The sequence below is a fragment of the Streptomyces sp. CNS606 genome (assembly GCF_000426325.1).
Genome location: NZ_KE384521.1, coordinates 230,238 through 248,624 on the forward strand (window position 1 = coordinate 230,238; position 18,387 = coordinate 248,624).

General features: G+C 74.4%; 14 protein-coding genes. 3 read left to right on the top strand and 11 right to left on the bottom strand.

Features of this window, described 5'->3' with window-relative positions; genetic code table 11:
- The first annotated feature begins 1 nt into the window (after position 1).
- Positions 2-826, top strand: coding sequence for an ABC transporter ATP-binding protein (locus tag K304_RS30600; RefSeq protein ID WP_078529507.1), 825 nt, complete (start codon positions 2-4; stop codon positions 824-826).
- Here K304_RS30600 and K304_RS0121725 read toward each other — a convergent pair.
- The 4 genes from K304_RS0121725 to pdhA form a co-directional block, all read right to left on the bottom strand.
- Positions 789-2,003, bottom strand: a complete 1,215-nt coding sequence (locus tag K304_RS0121725) for an FAD-dependent monooxygenase (protein WP_027765428.1) — start codon at positions 2,001-2,003, stop codon at positions 789-791. The genes K304_RS30600 and K304_RS0121725 overlap by 38 nt on opposite strands.
- 256 nt (positions 2,004-2,259) lie before the next feature.
- Positions 2,260-3,774, bottom strand: a complete 1,515-nt coding sequence (locus K304_RS0121730; protein WP_027765429.1) for a dihydrolipoamide acetyltransferase family protein — start codon at positions 3,772-3,774, stop codon at positions 2,260-2,262.
- Positions 3,775-3,795: 21 nt separating this feature from the next.
- Complete coding sequence (locus tag K304_RS0121735; protein ID WP_027765430.1) at positions 3,796-4,776, bottom strand: alpha-ketoacid dehydrogenase subunit beta; 981 nt, start codon at positions 4,774-4,776, stop codon at positions 3,796-3,798.
- Position 4,777: 1 nt separating this feature from the next.
- Positions 4,778-5,974, bottom strand: coding sequence for a pyruvate dehydrogenase (acetyl-transferring) E1 component subunit alpha (pdhA, locus tag K304_RS0121740; protein ID WP_027765431.1), 1,197 nt, complete (start codon positions 5,972-5,974; stop codon positions 4,778-4,780).
- A 343-nt stretch (positions 5,975-6,317) separates the two neighbouring features.
- Here pdhA and K304_RS0121745 point away from each other — a divergent pair, with 343 nt between their 5' ends.
- Positions 6,318-6,986 carry a response regulator transcription factor gene (locus tag K304_RS0121745; protein WP_027765432.1) on the top strand — a complete coding sequence of 223 codons (669 nt, stop codon included), beginning with the start codon at positions 6,318-6,320 and terminating at the stop codon, positions 6,984-6,986.
- Between the two features lie 47 nt (positions 6,987-7,033).
- Here K304_RS0121745 and K304_RS0121750 read toward each other — a convergent pair whose 3' ends face one another.
- Together K304_RS0121750 and K304_RS0121755 are read right to left on the bottom strand one after the other, a co-directional pair.
- On the bottom strand, positions 7,034-8,089 hold the full coding sequence (locus K304_RS0121750) for a phosphotransferase (RefSeq protein ID WP_027765433.1): 1,056 nt from the start codon (positions 8,087-8,089) through the stop codon (positions 7,034-7,036).
- 147 nt (positions 8,090-8,236) lie between these two features.
- Complete coding sequence (locus K304_RS0121755; RefSeq protein WP_051308706.1) at positions 8,237-9,910, bottom strand: protein kinase domain-containing protein; 1,674 nt, start codon at positions 9,908-9,910, stop codon at positions 8,237-8,239.
- Positions 9,911-10,319: 409 nt separating this feature from the next.
- On the opposite strand from K304_RS0121755, the gene K304_RS0121760 reads away from it, so the two are divergent.
- A complete protein-coding gene (locus tag K304_RS0121760) occupies positions 10,320-12,014 on the top strand; it encodes a protein kinase domain-containing protein (RefSeq protein ID WP_027765435.1) in 1,695 nt (564 codons plus the stop codon).
- A 51-nt stretch (positions 12,015-12,065) separates the two neighbouring features.
- Here K304_RS0121760 and K304_RS0121765 read toward each other — a convergent pair whose 3' ends face one another.
- The 5 genes from K304_RS0121765 to K304_RS32560 form a co-directional block, all read right to left on the bottom strand.
- A complete protein-coding gene (locus K304_RS0121765; protein ID WP_027765436.1) occupies positions 12,066-12,623 on the bottom strand; it encodes a bacterial proteasome activator family protein in 558 nt (185 codons plus the stop codon).
- Between the two features lie 97 nt (positions 12,624-12,720).
- Positions 12,721-13,656, bottom strand: a complete 936-nt coding sequence (locus K304_RS33505; protein ID WP_158687407.1) for a hypothetical protein — start codon at positions 13,654-13,656, stop codon at positions 12,721-12,723.
- Between the two features lie 136 nt (positions 13,657-13,792).
- Positions 13,793-14,770 (bottom strand): NAD(P)H-quinone oxidoreductase, encoded by a 978-nt coding sequence (locus tag K304_RS0121775; RefSeq protein WP_027765437.1) that lies wholly within the window; start codon positions 14,768-14,770, stop codon positions 13,793-13,795.
- Between the two features lie 31 nt (positions 14,771-14,801).
- On the bottom strand, positions 14,802-15,812 hold the full coding sequence (locus K304_RS0121780) for a potassium channel family protein (RefSeq protein ID WP_486591768.1): 1,011 nt from the start codon (positions 15,810-15,812) through the stop codon (positions 14,802-14,804).
- A gap of 61 nt (positions 15,813-15,873) precedes the next feature.
- A complete protein-coding gene (locus K304_RS32560; RefSeq protein WP_486591769.1) occupies positions 15,874-17,151 on the bottom strand; it encodes a molybdopterin molybdotransferase MoeA in 1,278 nt (425 codons plus the stop codon).
- Positions 17,152-18,387 lie beyond the last annotated feature (1,236 nt).

Sequence of the window (18,387 nt, forward strand, 5' to 3'; positions counted from 1 at the left end):
CATGCTCGACCTGACGGGTGTCACCGCGGGCTACGGCGGCGGCACCGTCGTGCACGGCGTCGACCTGACCGTGGACGCCGGCACGGTGCACGCCGTGGTGGGCCACAACGGCGCGGGGAAGACCACCCTCGTGCACGCCGTGGCCGGGCTGCTGCCCTGCGCCGCCGGTTCTGTGCGCCTGGCCGGCGACGACCTGACGGGCCGGCCCGCGCACCGGATCGCCCGGGCGGGCGTCGGCCTGGTGCCGCAGGGCCGACGGGTCTTCCGCCGCCTCACCGTCGCCGAGCACCTGCGCCTCGCCGAGCGCCGTCCGCGCCACTCCGTCCCGGCGGGAGGGGTGTGGACCACGGGGCGCGTGCTGGACCTGCTGCCGCCGCTCGCCGGACGGCTCCGGCAGCGGGCCGCCACCCTCTCCGGCGGTGAGCAGCAGATGCTCGCGCTGGCCCGCGCTCTCCTCGGATCGCCCCGGGTGCTTCTGCTGGACGAACCCACCGAAGGGCTCTCCCCGGCGCTCACCGGCCTCGTGCAGCGGCTGGTCACGACCCTCGCCGAGGACGACGGGATGACGGTGCTGCTGGTCTCCCCCAGCCCCGGGTTCGCGGCGTCGTGCGCCCGGACGGTGTCCGTGCTGACCTCCGGGCGGGTCACGGGACGGTTCCGCGGCGCGGACGTCCGGGCGGACCCCGGCGTGCTGCACCGGGCCCTGGACCTGGCCGCCCCGGACAGCGGGGCGGTCGCAGGCGCGGGCGGGGGTGGTGACGCCTGTGCTGACGTGGGTGCGGAGCCGGTCAGCGACCCCGCAGGGCGTGACCCCCGAAGCCGCTGAGCCGGTCGGATCCCCCGTGCTGGTCCCGCCACCAGTCGGCGAAGCCCTTCTCGTCCAGCGCGGTCCAGTCCGGGGTGGCCTCGACCTGGGCCGCGCCCAGGCGGCGGCCGAGCGCGACCATGTCCGCGCCGACGCCGCGGCGGTCCTCGTCGTACGCGGCGACGGCCCCGCCCGTGCTCCCGCCGGACGACGACAGCGCCCGCTCCAGGGCCACCGCGTCCTGGAGGGCCTTCACGCTGCCCCCGCCGGTGTGCGGCCGGGCGACGGTGGCGGCGTCCCCGGCGAGAAGCAGCCGGCCGACGCCGTAGTGGGGGACCTCCAGGTCGTAGATCGGCTGCACGAGGGTCTTCGCGGCCGGTGTGCTCAGCAGGACGCGGGCCCAGTAGGGCGGGAAGTGCTCCGCGACCAGCGCCCGCAGGTGCTCCGCGACCTCCGTGGCGAGCCGGCCCGGCGGAAGGGAGGTCGGCTGGTCCAGGCCGGCCTGGAACGCGGCGGAAGGAGCGGTGTAGAGCACCCAGTTGAAGTGCCGGCCGCCCGAACCGTCCGGCACCGGGTAGATCATGCAGTGACCGCCGGGGAAGACCACCGTGCACGCCTCGTCGGGGGCGGGGGCGCCGTCGGGCTCGATGGGCGCGGTGCCGCGCCAGCCGACGTAACCGGCGTACGCGGGCCGGAGCGTGGGGAACATCGCGTCGCGGACCACGGAGCGGTATCCGTCGGCGCCCACGACCGCGTCGAACGCGGCGACGGTCCCGTCGGCGCAGCGGAGCCGTACGGCGTCGGTGCCGGTCTCCGCGCCGACGACCGTGCTGCCGGTGCGGTACGTCACCCCGTCCGGTACCCGTTCGCGCAGGCCGGCCCAGAGGGCCCCCCAGGTGTACGCGCGGAACGGAAAGGGGTGGACGGCCAGCGTCCGGCCGTGCGGGGCGTCGCCGTCCCGCACCCGCCACACCCGTCGGGCCAGCGGCACGTGCGCGATGCGTGCGGAGACGTAGCCGGCGGCCTCCAGTTCGTCGAAGCGGTCGGCGTGCTGGGCGATGCCGACGCCCCGGTCGCGGAGCCGGCCGTCCGCCCGCTCGAACACGGTCACCCGTGCCGCTCCGCCGCGCAGCAGCGCTCCCGCCGCCGCGCACCCCGCGATGCTGCCGCCGACCACGGCGACGGCCCCTCCCGACACGATCCCCGGTCTCCTTCCCGACGCTTCCGTCCGACCGGCGACGGTGGACGTGCGCGCGAACGCGGGCGCCAACTGTACAGCTACCGGGACGAGTTCGCTGCTCGCCGGGCTGCCCGCCGAGCTGTGTGCCGAGCTGCCCGCCGGGCCTGCGCGCCGGCGACGAGCAGGCGTCGCACGCACGACCGCCCGCCGCCACCGGTGCGGTGGCGGCGGGCGGTGCGGGGCCGGGCGATCCCGGCCGGGCGGGGCCCGGCGGTCAGGCCCAGGTGATCAGACGCTTCGGCTGCTCCAGGACCGCCGCGATGTCCGCGAGGACCTTCGAGCCGAGTTCGCCGTCGACCAGGCGGTGGTCGAAGGAGAGCGCGAGCGTGGTCACCTTGCGCGGCTTGACCTTGCCCTTGTGCACCCACGGCATGTCGCGGACCGCGCCGAACGCGAGGATCGCGGACTCGCCCGGGTTGAGGATGGGCGTGCCGGTGTCGACGCCGAAGACGCCGACGTTGGTGATGGTCACCGTGCCGCCCTGCATGTCGCCGGGCGCGGTCCTGCCCTCGCGGGCGGTGGACACCAGCTCGCCGAGCGAGGCGGCCAGCTCCGGCAGGGTCTGCGCGTGCGCGTCCTTGATGTTCGGCACGATCAGGCCCCGCGGGGTGGCCGCGGCGATCCCCAGGTTCACGTAGTGCTTGCGCACGATCTCCTGGTTGGACTCGTCCCAGGCGGCGTTGACGTCCGGGTTGCGGCGGATGGCCAGCAGCAGGGCGCGGGCGACCATGAGCAGCGGGTTGACCCGCACTCCGGCCATGTCCGGGTCCTGCTTGAGCTCCTGCACCAGCTTCATCGTGCGGGTGACGTCCACCTGCACGAACTCGGTGACGTGCGGCGCGGTGAAGGCGCTGCCGACCATCGCGGCGGCGGTGGCCTTGCGGACGCCCTTGACCGGGATGCGGGTCTCACGGGCACCGGCCTCGACCGGTGCGGCCGACGGCGCCGCCTGCGGCGCGGCGGCCGGTGCGGCGGGAGCGGAGGGCGCGGCAACGGCGGCGTGCACGTCCTCGCGGGTGATGATCCCGCCCTCGCCGGTCGGCGTCACGGTCGCCAGGTCGACACCCAGGTCCTTGGCCAGCTTGCGCACGGGCGGCTTGGCCAGCGGGCGGCCCTCGGCGGTGGTGGCCACCGGTGCGGACCCGTTGCGCGCCACCGTGGCGCTGTCGCCGTTCAGCGCGGTGCCCGGGGACGGCGCGGTACTCACGGTGCCGTTGAACTCGCCCTGGAGGGCCTCCTGCGCGGCGGCCGGCCCGGGGGCGTCCGGAACGGCCGGCTGCCCCGGCTGCGGCTTGCGCGCGCGCCGCTTGGTGGAGCCGGCGGACACGCCGTATCCGACCAGCACCGGCTGGCGCTTGCCGCCCTCGCCCTCGTCGCCGCCCGCCTCCGGCTCGCCGCCCGCCTCCGGCTCGGCGGCGGGCGCGGGCTCGGCGGCGGGCGCCGGGGAGGCGGCCTCCGCGGGGCCGGCCGAGGGATCGGTGTCGACGGTGATGATCACCGTGCCGACGTCGACCGTGGTGCCCTCGTCGAAGCGCAGGTCGGCCACGGCGCCGTCGAACGGGATGGGCAGCTCGACGGCGGCCTTGGCGGTCTCCACCTCGCACACGACCTGCCCGTCGGTGACGGCGTCACCGGGCTGGACGTACCACTTGAGGATCTCGGCCTCGGTGAGTCCCTCGCCCACGTCGGGCATCTTGAACTCGCGGAACCTGGCCTGCGTACTCGTCATCGTCACGACTCTCCTCGGTCCTCAGTACGCCAGCGCGCGGTCGACGGCGTCGAGCACCCGGTCGAGGTTCGGCAGGTACTCGTCCTCGAGGCGGGCCGGCGGGTAGGGCGCGTGGAAGCCGCCGACGCGCAGCACCGGGGCCTCCAGGTGGTAGAAGCAGCGCTCGGTGATCCGGGCCGCCACCTCCGACCCGGTGCCCAGGAAGACCGGCGCCTCGTGCACCACGACCAGCCGGCCGGTCTTCTCCACCGACTGCTGGATGGTGTCGAAGTCGACCGGCGACATCGAGCGCATGTCGACCACCTCGAGCGACTTGCCCTCCTCGGCGGCGGCCTGCGCGGCCTCCAGGCACGTCTTCACCATCGGGCCGTAGGCGGCGAGGGTGAGGTCGGTGCCCTGCTGCGCGACGCGCGCCGCGTGCAGCGGGCCGGGAATGGCGTCGGTGTCGACGTCGCCCTTGTCCCAGTAGCGGCGCTTCGGCTCGAAGAAGATCACCGGGTCGTCGGACGCGATCGCCTGCTGCATCATCCAGTAGGCGTCCGAGGCGTTCGACGGGGAGACGCACTTGAGGCCGGCGACGTGCGCGAACAGCGCCTCCGGCGACTCGCTGTGGTGCTCCACGGCGCCGATGCCGCCCGCGTAGGGGATGCGGACGACGACCGGCAGCTTGATCTTGCCCAGCGCGCGGGCGTGCATCTTCGCGAGCTGCGTGACGATCTGGTCGTACGCGGGGAAGACGAAGCCGTCGAACTGGATCTCGACCACCGGGCGGTAGCCGCGCAGGGCGAGGCCGATGGCGGTGCCGACGATGCCGGACTCGGCCAGCGGGGTGTCGATGACCCGGTCCTCGCCGAAGTCCTTCTGGAGGCCGTCGGTGATGCGGAAGACGCCGCCGAGCTTGCCGACGTCCTCACCCATGATGAGGACCTTGGGGTCGTCCTCCATCGCCTTGCGGAGCGAGGTGTTCAGCGCCTTGGCGATGGGCATCTTGGTGGTGGCCATGTCAGTTGCCCTCCCCGGCGGCGGCGCTCTCGTTCTCGTCGGCGAAGGACGCCAGGTACTGGGCGAACTGCTCGCGCTCCTCGTCGACCAGCGCGTGGCCGTCGGCGTAGGTGTGCTCGAACATCGCCATCGGGTCCGGGTCGGGCATGGCGCGCACGGCCTCGCGGACGCGCTTGGCCATGGTGTCGGACTCCTCGTCGATCGACTCGAGGAACTTCGCGTCCGCCAGCTTCTCCTTCTCCAGGTAGGTGCGCAGCCGGAGGATCGGGTCCTTGGCCTCCCACGCCTCCCGCTCCTCGTCCCGGCGGTACTTCGTCGGGTCGTCGGAGGTGGTGTGCGCGCCCATCCGGTAGGTGAACGCCTCGACCAGCATCGGGCCCTCGCCGGACCGGGCACGCTCCACGGCGGCCTTGGTCACGGCCAGGCAGGCCAGCACGTCGTTGCCGTCCACCCGGACGCCCGGGAAGCCGAAGCCGGCCGCGCGCTGGTAGATCGGGACGCGGGACTGGCGCTCGGTGGGCTCGGAGATCGCCCACTGGTTGTTCTGGCAGAAGAACACCACCGGCGCGTTGTAGACCGCCGAGAAGGTGAACGCCTCCGCCACGTCGCCCTGGCTGGACGCGCCGTCGCCGAAGTAGGCGATGACGGCCGAGTCCGCGCCGTCCTTGGCCACGCCCATCGCGTAGCCCGTGGCGTGCAGCGCCTGCGAGCCGATCACGATGGTGTAGAGGTGGAAATTGTTGCTGTTCGGGTCCCAGCCGCCGTTGTTCACGCCGCGGAACATGCCGAGCAGGTTCTCCGGCGGCACCCCGCGGCACCAGGCCACGCCGTGCTCGCGGTAGGTGGGGAAGACGTAGTCGTCGTCGTGCAGGGCACGGGCGGAGCCGATCTGCGCGGCCTCCTGCCCGAGCAGCGAGGCCCACAGGCCCAGCTCGCCCTGACGCTGCAGTGCGGTCGCCTCGGCGTCGAAACGCCGGGTCAGCACCATGTCGCGGTAGAGCCCGCGCAGCTCCTCGGGGGTCAGGTCGATGGCGTAGTCCGGGTGCTCGACCCGTTCGCCCTCGGGGGTCAGCAGCTGTACGAGCTGCGGCTCGGCCTTCGCGGGGGCGGCCGTCTTCTTCTTGGCCGCGCTCGCGCGCTTGGCGGTGCCGCCGCTGCGGCGCGTCTTGCTGCGCGCGGCAGTGCCTTCCACGGTCACGTGTGCTCCTCCGTCTGTCCGGCCCCCGGGGTCCGCCGGGCAGCCAGTGCGGCTCGCCCGGTACCGATACGGCGCACGGGGTTGGGTGCGGCGCAGACGGAACCGAGCGGTGACGTCTGTCCCGTCAGACTGCCTGCGAAAGACAAGGTACCCAGCACCTCCACATCTGCGCGAAGGCCCCTGACCTGCGATTTTACTGGGATGTCCAAGCAAATCGCCGGTGGTGGTCAGCACTGGTCACAGCTTCGCAAGCCCACGGGACAAGCGCACGTTATCCCGCACCCCCCGGCGGCGGGAAGAGCCGACAGAGGACTGGACCTCAGCGGTGTGTGAGACTGGCTGCGTGCACGAAGAGGGAAAAATCACCGTATTCCTGCTGGACGACCACGAGGTCGTACGACGCGGAGTGCACGACATGCTGGCCGCCGAGGACGACATCGAGGTGGTCGGCGAAGCCGGCACCGCCGCCGAGGCGCTCACCCGCATCCCCGCCACCCGCCCGGACGTCGCCGTCCTGGACGTACGCCTCCCCGACGGCAACGGCGTCGAGGTCTGCCGCGAGGTCCGGTCCCGCGACGAGCACGTCCGCTGCCTGATGCTCACCTCCTACTCCGACGACGAGGCGCTGTTCAACGCGATCATGGCGGGCGCCTCCGGGTACGTCCTGAAGGGAATCCGCGGCTCCGAGCTGATCACCGCGGTACGGGACGTGGCGGCGGGTCGCTCGCTGCTCGATCCGGTCGCCACCCAGCGCGTCCTGGACCGGCTGCGCAGCGGAGGCGCCACCACCCGATCGGACGAACCGCTGGCCCGTCTCACCGAGCAGGAGCGCCGCATCCTGGACCTCATCGGCGAGGGGCTCACCAACCGCGCCATCGGCGAACGGCTGCACCTGGCGGAGAAGACGATCAAGAACTACGTGTCCGGGCTGCTGGCCAAGCTCGGCATGGAACGCCGCTCGCAGGCTGCGGCCTACGTGGCCCGCCTCCGGGCCCGCTCCGACCAGCACTGAACAGCGCTGACCAGCACCGACCGCTGCCGGAGCCCCTTGCGGCGCTGTCAGTCGCAGAAGGCCGCGTGCACGGCCGCGTAGCGGCGGGTCCACCAGACGACGAGGGCGGAGGCGGCGGCGAACTGCGGGTCGGGGCGGGAGTCGTGCCGCTCGTAGCGCCAGCACAGCATCCAGAAGTCGTTCAGCCGCTCCCACCACACCCGGTGCACCGCCGCGCTCAGCTCCGCCGGCGGTGCGGTGCTCGCATGCCGGTACGCGCGGGCGTAGGCGCGCACCTTCCGCAGGTCCAGGCTGCCGTCGGGCCGCAGGAAGAAGATCGCCGCACCCCGGACCGCCTCCTCCGCGCGGGGCTGGACGGCCAGCCGGTCCCAGTCGACGATCGCGAGGGGTTCGCCGCCCCGCCGGTGGCGCCGGGGCCGGGCGACGCCGTAGATCAGGTTCAGCGGGTGGAAGTCGCCGTGCACCCAGCCCGCCGCGGGTACGGCGGCGGGGCGGGCGTCCGCGTACCGGTGCAGCAGCCGGCGCCGCTCCCGCAGCCGGTACTCGGCCAGCTCGTCGAAACCGTCGCGCCGCCGGCCGCGGCGATGGATGCGGGTGAGGAGGCCGTCGATCAGCGCGTGCGTCGCGTCCGGGTCGGCGCTCGCGGACCCCGCCCCGGGCGCGGCGGCCTCCCGCTGGGCGGGGAGCACCTGCTGGAGCCGGGTGTGCACGGTGCCGAGCAGCGCGCCCAGCCGCCGCGACTGCGCCTCGGTCAGCGCGAGGCCGTCCAGGTGCCGGCCCTCCACCCACGGGTGCAGCGCGAAGCAGCGCCCGCCCACGACGGAGACCGTACGGCCGTCCCGGGCGGCCACGGGGGGCACGGCCGGCAGCCCGGCCGCCTCCAGCGACGCGATGGCGCGGTGCCGCCGCTCCAGCGGGGCGGGGTCGGCGGGGTCGGCGTCGAGGTGGTGCTTGAGGAAGAAGGTGCCCCCGGTGGCGGCGACCCGGTACCCCCGGTTGAGCAGCCCGTACGTCACGGGCGCGCACGACAGCGGTGTGCCGGTGCGGTAGCGGGCGGCGAGGGCCCGGAGGGTGTGCGGGGCGAGGAGGGGCGTCGGCGACACGCGCGCATCGTAGATCACGGTGCGCGACCGTCCGACCGCGGTGTGCGGTCGACCCGGGCGACGTGGTAAGGCACTTCCTCCCCGCCCGGTCCGTGCTCAGGCGCCGGACGGGCTCAGACGCCGGGCGCGGTCAGACGCCGGGCGCGGTCAGCGCGCGGCGCCCAGGTCGCCGGCGGAGCCGGCGCCGGTCGACGCGCCGGCGCTTCCGTCACCGCCCCCGGCCTCGTTGCCCAGGGACGTGCCGCCGTCCTCGCCGCCGGAGGTCTCGCCCTCGGTCGTACCGCCGTCGGTCGTGCCGCCGTCCGTGGGGTCCTCGCCGCCCCCGCCGGGGCTGCCCTCCGTCGTGCCGGTGGACGTCGGCGGCTCCGACGTCGGCTCCGTCGGCTCGGTGGGGGGCTCCGAGGACGGCTCCTCGGTGGGCGACGGGTCCTCCGTCGGGGAGAAGGTGTCGTCGTCGCCGGTGTCGCCCGTGGTGCCGGGGACGTCGGTGTCGGTCTCGTCGTCCGTCGGCTCGCGGCTCGTCTCGTCGTCCCGCGGCGTGGACGAGGACGGCACGGGATCGATGTCGTTCTCCCCGCCGCCGTCGCCCGCGTTGAGCGCGAAGAAGATGCCCGCCGCGATCGCCAGCACTGCGAGGAACGCGATCAGCGCGTACTTCGCCCCGCCGCCACCGCGGCCGTCGTCCCGGTGGCCGCCCTCGAAACCCCCGTCGTCCCGGTCCGGCGGGCCCATCAGCAGCGGCGGACCCATCCGGGTCTGCGTGTCGCCGGCGCCGCGGAAGCCGCCCGTGCCGGTGTCGCCCATGGTGCCGACGCCGGGCGTACCCATCGGCGGCGTGGTGCCGCCGGCGACGACGGCGCCGGTGTTCCACAGCCCGCCGGTGTGGCCGCCCTGCTCCTGGAGCATGCGCAGGCCGTACTGGACCAGGCCGCGCATCTCCTCGGCGGTCTGGAAGCGGTCGTCGGGGTCCTTGGCCAGCGACCGCATGACGAGGCCGTCCAGCTCCGGCGGCACGGCGTCCGAGACGCGGGACGGCAGCACCGGCTCGTCCTGCACGTGCTGGTACACCACGGACAGCGGCGTCTCGCCGGTGAACGGCGGGCGCAGAGTGAGCAGCTCGTACAGCAGGCAGCCGGTGGCGTACAGGTCGGAGCGGGTGTCGACGGTCTTGCCGAGCGCCTGCTCGGGGGAGAGGTACTGCGGCGTGCCCATGACCATGCCGGTCTGGGTCATGGTGTTGGAGGCGCCGTGCAGGGCCCGGGCGATGCCGAAGTCCATCACCTTCACCGCGCCGGTGTGGGTGATGATGACGTTGGCCGGCTTGATGTCCCGGTGCACGATGCCGTGCTGGTGGCTGTAGGCGAGGGCCTCCAGGACGCCGGAGACGATGATCAGCGCCTGGTCGGCGGGCGGCGCCTCCGGGCCGTGCAGCAGGTCGCGGATGGTGCGGCCCTCGACCAGCTCCATCACGATGTACGGCACCACGCTGCCGTTGACGATCTCCTCGCCGGAGTCGTAGACGGCGACGACCGCGTGGTGGTTGAGGCCGGCGACGGACTGCGCCTCGCGCGTGAAACGGGCCTTGGAGACGGGGTCCTCGGCGAGGTCGGAACGCAGCAGCTTCACCGCGACCGTGCGGCCGAGCCGGACGTCCTCGGCGGCGTACACCTCTGCCATGCCACCGCGTCCGAGGCGGTGGGTGAGGCGGTAACGGCCGTCGCCGACCAGTCCGTTGTTCCCCCACAGGTCCGGCGATTCGGGCACGGAACCGCCCGTCGCCTCCGGCTCCGAAGGGCCGCCAGCGGCTTGCGAATCTGCCATCTGTCCTCGCCGTCGATCGTTCCGCGGTGACGCGGTCGTGTAACGCCCAGCCCCCGTGCCGGAGGCTACAGCCTCCGGCACGGGGGCTGTGACAGGGCTCAAAAGCCATCCAAGCGGCTGCGGTGTCCGCCTGGCAAGTCGGAGTCCGGGCCGTGGACGACCCCGCCAGGATGGCCGGATCTCGACGGTGGGATGCTTGCCATGCGTATGTCCCGGTGCGGTGCCGAGCCCGGTACACATCGGTCACGGAAGGGGCGACGAACTTGACGTGTCCGTGCCCTGGGGCAGACTGGCCGGGTATCAGGCCCGAAGATGCCGGAAGGACGCCCCCCGGGAGGTCGTCCGGTCACCCGGTCGTCCACGTGCCGGCACAGCGCCACCATGAGCGCCACCAAGGGGGAGCAGTCAGATGAGCGACGACGACGCGCAGGCGGCGCGGTACATCGGCCGCGCGGTCGCAGGCGGACGCTTCCAGCTGCAGAGCCTGCTCGGCGCGGGCGGCATGGCCTCCGTGTATCTCGCCTACGACTCGGTGCTGGACCGCCAGGTCGCGGTGAAGACGCTGCACTCGGACCTCGGGCGTGAGCAGTCGTTCCGGGAACGGTTCCGCCGCGAGGCCCAGTCGGTCGCGAAGCTGACGCACACCAACATCGTGTCCGTCTTCGACTCCGGCGAGGACACCCTCGACGGCGCGCCCGTCCCCTACATCGTCATGGAGTACGTCGAGGGCAAGCCGCTGCGGCAGGTCCTGGACGAGGACGTCGCACAGTCCGGCGCGATGCCCGCCGACAAGGCGCTGAAGATCACCGCCGACGTGCTGAACGCGCTCGATGTCAGCCACGAACTCGGCCTGGTGCACCGCGACATCAAGCCCGGCAACGTGATGCTGACCAAGCGCGGCGTCGTCAAGGTGATGGACTTCGGCATCGCCCGGGCGATGCAGTCCGGCGTCACGTCGATGACGCAGACCGGCATGGTCGTCGGCACCCCTCAGTACCTGTCCCCGGAGCAGGCCCTGGGCCGCGGCGTGGACGCACGCTCCGACCTGTACTCGGTCGGCATCATGCTCTTCGAACTGCTCACCGGCCGGCTGCCGTTCGACGCCGACTCCCCCCTCGCCATCGCGTACGCGCACGTGCAGGAGGAGGCGGTCGCCCCGTCCAGCATCAACCGTTCGGTGACGCCCGCGATCGACGCCCTGGTGGCCCGCACCCTGCGGAAGAACCCCAACGAGCGCTTCCCCACCTCCGAGGCGATGCGCGCCGAGGTCGAGCGGGTGCGCAGCTCGGCGAGCGGCGCGGCCCCGGTCATCGTCGGCGGCAACCAGGCGCCGAGCGGCGCCGAGGTCGGCAAGGCGGTGTTCCCGCCGGTGGGCAATGAGCAGAGCACGCCCCCGCCGCCGAACGCCGCACCCGGGCCGTTCCAGCCGCAGTACGGCTACCCGCAGTCCACGCCGCCGCCCACCGCCCCCATGGGCGCCCCGCGGCCGGCGGGCTTCAACGGCCCCGCCCCGTACGGCCGTCCCGGCACGCAGACCCCGCCGCCGTACACCATGTCGCCGCGCCCGGCGGGCCCGCCCGCGAAGAGCGGGGGCACCAGCAACGGCGTGGTCGTCGGCACGGTCATCGCCGCGGTGGTCGCCGTGGTGACGGTCATCGCGCTCATCGCGGCGAACAGCGGCGAGGACGACCCGGTCGCCCGTCCGTCCGCCCCGCCGGCCCCGTCCTACTCCGTCGACCAGCCCTCCACCCGCCCGTCGGACGACGAGACGACCGAGGCCGGATCCAGCGGGGGCGGCGGCGACTTCAAGCCGGAGGACACCTCGCGCACCATCGAGGCGAGCGAGTGCACCGACGCGCGCGACAGCTACATCGAGGACGGCAAGAAGACGATGCCGGAGTTCGCCTTCAAGAACCTCACCTCGGTCAAGGAGTGCATCAAGCAGGCCGGCTGGAAGCTGGGGGACGTCACCAAGGAGGACGAGAACGTCTGGGGCAAGAACATGGTCCTGGAGCAGAACCCCGACTCGTACTCCGCGTTCGACCCGGACGAGGACGAGATCGACCTCACCGTCTCCACGGGCATGCCCCCCGGCTCGGACTGATCCCGTTCCGGGGGTACCCGAGGTATCGGAGTATCGGAGGTATCCGAGGTATCAGAGGTAGGGGCCTCCGGAGCGTGCGGGACCGTGCTCCTCGCCGTCCTCGGGAAGCGCACCCGGCGGCAGCGCGCGCCGCATCTGCTCCAGTTGTGCCCGGGCCGCCATCTGCTGGGCGAACAACGCCGTCTGGATGCCGTGGAACAGCCCCTCCAGCCAGCCGACGAGCTGGGCCTGCGCGATGCGCAGTTCCGCCTCCGTCGGCACCGCGTCCTCGCCGAACGGCAGCGACAGCCGCTCCAGCTCCTCGATCAACTCCGGCGCGAGGCCGTCCTCCAGCTCCTTCACGGAGCTGGCGTGGATCTCCCGCAGCCGCACGCGGCTCGCCTCGTCGAGCGGCGCCGACTTCACTTCCTCCAGCAGCTGCTTGATCATGCTGCCGATCCGCATGACCTTCGCGGGCTGCTCCACCATCTCCGTCAACGGGACCTCAGCCTGCTCGTCGGCTTCGTCGTCGCCGCCCCTGGGGGCCGCGGTGCCGAGAGCCATCCCGTCCGGACCGACGACCAGGACGTGCGGGCTCTCCTGCGACCGTTCATTGCTCGGCTGTGTCATATCCCCATTCTGCACGGCTCATGCCTCCCGGTGGCGAGGGGCCGCCGGGAGCGGGGACCGCCGGGGACGCCAGGCCGTCGCGGCGGTGGCCCGCCGGTCAGCCGCGGCGCAGGCGGAGCGCCAGGAACGCCAGGCCGAGGCCGAGGCAGGTGAGCCCGGCGCCCAGCGGCAGGACGGGCAGGATCGGACCTGCGGGGGCGGCTGCCGCGGCGGGAGCGGCGGGAGCGGCCGCCTCCACGGCGCCGTCACCGGCCGGGGACCGCCGCGGCGGTCCCGCCTGCGGGCGCCCGGGGTCGGCTGCACCGGCGACCGTGTCCTGGGGCGCGACGGGTGCGGGGCTCCACATGCCGCCCTGTGCGGGGGCGGCAGGGTCCTTCACGGCCTGCCCGGTGCCCGTGCCGGCACGGGCACCGGGGGAGGCATCGGCACGCCCGGTGTCCGCCGGCGCGGGACCGTCCGCACGCCGTGCGCCGGCCGGCCCCGTACCGCCCGGCTCGGCGTCCTGCGTGGTCGCGCCCGGCTCGCGCGCGGGGGAAGGGGGACCGGGGTGCGGGTGGGCGTGCCCACCGGAAGCGTGCCCGGGGCTGCGGCGCTGCCACGGCCCGCTCGCGTCGGTCCCCGCCACGGGGTGCCCGCCGCTTCGTGCACGTGTGGCGGGGGTGGCCGCCCCGTGGTGGTGTTCGTGGGGGCCGAAGAGCGGCGGGAGCGTCGGCGTTCCCTCACGGCCTGCGTACGGGTCCCATGGGTGGTGCGGGGGGTACGGGGCGTGCGGGCTGTGCGGGTGCTCGCCGAGCACGTCGGCGAGTCGCTGCGAGAGGCGCTGCCCCCAGCGGCCGTCGGAGGGGGGCGTCCCGTACGGCGCGACGGCTCGGGGGGCCGTACGCGCGCCGGGGGCGCTCGCCGTGGGCGCTGCGGAGGCGGCGAGCGCCGGGGCGGGGAGCAGCAGGACGACGGCGCAACTCAGCAGGGGTACCCCGGAGCACCTGCGCCGGGTGCGGACCGCCCCCGCGCGCCCGTCTCGGGGAGACCCCATGCCGCCTCCCTCCCACGCCGTACCGTTCTGCCGAGTAACCAGCGTCACATAAATGGATGAAACGGGCATCTCGAATGAGCGGTACCGGTTCTGCTCTCACGCGATCGTCCGAGCGCCCTCGGCAGAGGGGCACCGTTCACACCGTGAGGATCACCTTGCCCACGTGACCGCTCTCCTCGAGCACGCGGTGCGCCTGCGGCGCGTCCTGCACGGGCAGGGTGCGGTCCAGCACGGGGCGTACCCGCCCGTCGTCCAGCAGCGGCCACACGTGCTCCCGCACGGCCGCCACGATCGCCGCCTTCTCCGACGCCGGACGACCGCGCAGCGAGGTCGCCGTCACGGCGGCCCGTTTGGCCAGCAACGCGGCGAGGTTCAGCTCGCCCTTCGTCCCGCCCTGGAGACCGATGACGGCCAACCGACCGTTCACCGCCAGCGCCCTGACGTTGTCGCGCAGGTATCCGGCTCCGATGATGTCCAGGATCACGTCCGCGCCGTGGCCGTCGGTCGCCGTCCTCAGTTCCTCGACGAAGTCCTGTTCGCGGTAGTCGATGAGGATGTCCGCGCCCAGTTCGGCGCAGCGCGCCAGCTTCTGGCTGCTGCCCGCGGTCACCGCGACACGTGCGCCGACCGCCTTGGCGAGCTGGATCGCCATCGTGCCGATGCCGCTCGACCCGCCGTGCACGAGCAGGGTCTCGCCGGGCCGCAGGTGCGCGACCATGAAGACGTTCGACCAGACGGTGCACGTCACCTCCGGCAGGCCGGCCGCGGTGACGAGGTCGACGCCCTTCGGGACGGGCAGCAGCTGGCCGCTCGGCACGGCCACCTTCTCCGCGTAGCCGCCGCCCGCCAGCAGCGCGCACACCTCGTCGCCGACCGCCCATCCGGACACTCCCGAGCCGACGGCGGCGACCCGGCCCGCACACTCCAGACCGGGGTAGGGGGACGTACCCGGCGGCGGGTCGTAACGGCCCTGACGCTGCAGCAGATCGGCGCGGTTGACGCCCGCCGCCGCCACGTCCACCAGCACTTCGCCCTCGCCCGGCTCCGGGTCGGGCACCTCGGCCCACACCAGCGCCTCGGGTCCGCCCGGTTCGGGAATCGTGATCGCATGCATGGCCCGACGCTACTCCCCCGCGGGCCGGGCGCTACGGAAGCGTGCTCTCGGAGGAGGGGAGCGAGCGGTGGATGACGACGACGCGGTCGGTGAGCTGCAGCGTCGCGGCCTCCGGGTCGTCGTAGCCGAGCAGCCGGTGACCCCGCACGACGGAGACGACCAGGTCGGTGCACTCGCGCGGAGACCGGCCCGCCTCGGCCTTGGTGACGGGCCGTTCGTTCAGGCTGAGGCCGCTGCCCTGCTGGATCAGGTCCTCCATGACCGAGCTGGCGTTGGGGCTCAGCATGGACAGGCCCAGGAGCCGGCCGGCGGCGCTCGCGCTGGTGATGACGGCGTCCGCACCGGACTGGCGCAGCAGCGGCGCGTTCTCCTCCTCGCGCACGGCGGCGACGATGCGCAGCCTCGGATTGAGCTGACGCGCGGTCAGCGTCACCAGCACGGCGGTGTCGTCGCGCTGCGTGGCGACGACGATCTGTTTGGCACGACGCACCTCGGCGCGGGCGAGCACGTCGCTGCGGGTCGCGTCGCCGACGACCCCGGCGAAGCCGTCGTCCGTGGCCGCCTTGACCACGTGGTGGTTCGGGTCGATCAGCACGATCCGCTCCCGCCCCATCCCGGTCGACAGCAGCGTCTCGGCGGCCGACCGGCCCTTGGTGCCGAAACCGACGACGACGGTGTGGTCGCGCAAGGCGGTCCTCCAGCGCGTCTGGCGCCACTGCTCGCGGGTGCGCTCGGTGAGCACCTCCAGCGTGGTACCCACCAGGATGATCAGGAACAGGACGCGGAGCGGGGTGATGAGCAGGACATTGACGATCCGGGCGCCGTCGCTGACCGGCGCGATGTCACCGTACCCGGTCGTGGAGAGGGTGACGGTGGTGTAGTAGACGGCGTCGAGGAAGGTGACCGTGCCGTCGTAGTTGTCGGTGTAGCCGTCCCGGTCCAGGTAGACGATCAGCACCGTCGCCCAGAGCACGCTCAGCGCGGCCAGCAGACGGCGGCCCACCTGCCGCAACGGCCCTATCGTCGAACGCGGCAGCAGCACGGGGCGCTCCGCGGGATCCCGCGGCGCCCTCGCGACGGTCGCCCTCACCACGGCAGTCCCCTCACCACGGCAGCTCCAGCAGACGGACGGACATTCCGGCGCTCGCGCCACCGGGGGCCACCGCGGCGAGCGCGGACGCCCCCGCGATGCCGCGCAGCATCGCGGGCCCCGTCCAGCGCAGCGGCGTCGCACCGGAACCGTCCGCCGTCCGGATGACCGGCACGAGGCGGGTGTCGCGCGGGTGACCCTGCACGTCGGCGGTCAGCGTCGCCCGCACCGGCTCCGGTTCGGGGAGCCCCGCGCGGGCCCGCAGCAGCGGCCCGGCCAGGGTGAGCAGGCCGGACACCGCGGCGAGCGGGTTGCCGGGCAGGCCCACCAGATGGCATCCGCGCTGCGCCCCGGCGAGGGCGGCCAGCAGCATCGGGTGCCCCGGACGCACCTCCACCCCGTCCACCAGCAGCCGGGCGCCGACGCGGTGCAGGGTGGGCCGGACATGGTCGAGCGGACCGTGCGCGGTACCGCCGGTCGTCACGACGAGATCGGCGCCGGTCGTGGTGACCGCTTCGTGCAGCGCCTCGGGATCGTCGCCCAGACGCCGCGTCGCCAGCACCTCGGCGCCCAGCGCGGACAGCCAGGGTCCGACCATCGGGCCCAGCGCGTCCCGGATGCGGCCCTCCGACGGCAGCCCTTCGTGGAGCAGTTCGTCGCCGAGGACCAGCACCTCGGCGCGCGGGCGCGGGGTGACGGTGAGCCGGTCGTAGCCCGCGGCGGCGGCCAGGCCCAGCACCGGAGGCGTCACCGGCGTACCGGCGGGCAGCAGGCGTGCGCCCGTGCGGCACTCCTGGCCGCGCGGCCGGATGTCCGTCCCCGGGTCCGTGCTGCCGGAAGGCGCCCCGGGCGTCAGGTGCAGCCGCTCGCCGCGCAGTTCGGCACGCTCGTCGCGCACCACGGCCGTCGCGCCGGGCGGGATGCGTGCGCCCGTCGCGATCCGTACCGCGCGGCCGTCGGCCAGCGGATCGGGTTCGGCACCCCCGGCCAGCACACCCGGCCCCGCCGGCGGGCCGGCGGGCGTCCACGGGCCCGGCCCGGCGACCGCCCAGCCGTCCATGGCGGAGGTGTCGAACGACGGCAGGTCGGCGAGCGCTTCAACGGGAGCCGCGAGCACCTGCCGCACGGCCCGGTCCAGCGGCACGGTCACGGCCGCGCCGGGCTCGACCGCCCGGGCGGCGATGCGCTGCGCCTCCGCCCAGGGGACGTCCGCGTGCGCGGGCGGCGGCTGGGCCGCCGACGGGCGGGCGGACTCACCGCCCCCGGCGAAGGGCGCCGACGAGTCGACCACGCGGGCCTCCTCCCCGGTCTCCACGGCTCCGACGCCCCCGACTCTCGCACAGCCCGGCCCGGACGGGGTCTTCGGGCCCGCGGTCGCTCCGCCGTCGCGGAAGGCGCCGCCGGGAGCGGACTCCCCGGCCGGGGCTCGGGTGGGGGAGACGGGCGACGCCGTCGGCGTGGGCTGCGCGTCCGGCGCGGGCGGTGCGTCCGGCGCGGGTCCTGGACGTCGGGCTGCCGAGGTTCCCCTGCGCCCTGTCGAGGACGCTCCCTCGGGACCGCCCACTCCGGCGGCCGCAAAGGGGGGCGGCGGGGCCGTCGACGCAGACGGCGGACGGCCGAACGGGAGGCGGGCGTGCACGTCCGGCACCGCAGCGCCCTCAGCGGGCCCACGAGGACTCGCTGCGGCTGCCGCAGGAGACTCCACTGCGGACGGAGCCTGCACGTCCCCCGGAAAGGAGGCGACCGGCTCCGCCTGGAGGTCGGCCGTACGGGCTGACGGCTCCCCCGGACGCGTACCGCCGGGAGCGGCTCCCGACGGCACGGGCGAGCCCGGCACCGCCACGACGGGGGCCGCCTGTCCGGCGCCCTGCGCGTGGGCGTCAACGTCGGCGTCGGCGTCGGCGGACGGCACCTCCGACGGTACGTCCGGCGACGCCGGCGGAGAGCCGCCTGGCCGGGGGACGGGAGCCGGTCGCGTAGTGGGGGGCCCGGGTGCGGCCGTGTCGGGCGCACGGTCTTCGCGGGCCGAGGGCGCCGTCGACAGGCGTGGGCCACGGGTCGGGACAGGGGGGACCCAGGGGGCGGCGAGCGCATCGTCCGGATCGTGCGGCTCGTCCGGCGGGGGCGTGGCGTCCGTGCCGGCGCGGTCGAGGCCGACCCGCCGGGCGGCGCGCGTCAGCCACTCCGGGAGCAGGCCGTCGTCGGACGCCGCGGCGCGCCCGCGGTCGGCGTCGGGCGCGGCGTCGGCGTCGGTGTCGGCCTCAGCGGAGCGGCCTCCGTCCGGCGGGCCCGCCGGACGGCGCAGCGTCCGCATCATCTCGGTCAGGCGGCCGACCGCGCCGCCGCTCTCCGCCTCGTCCGGCTCCTCCGCGCGGCGCAGCAGCCAGGGAGGAGCCAGTTCGTCCTCCCCCGTGGGGGCCGCGGGTCGCGGGGCGCCTCGCAGGCCCACGGTCGAGGCCGACGCGGCGGACAGCCACGGTCCCGTGAGGTCGTCGTCCTCGGCGCCTGCCGCGTCCGTAACCTGCGA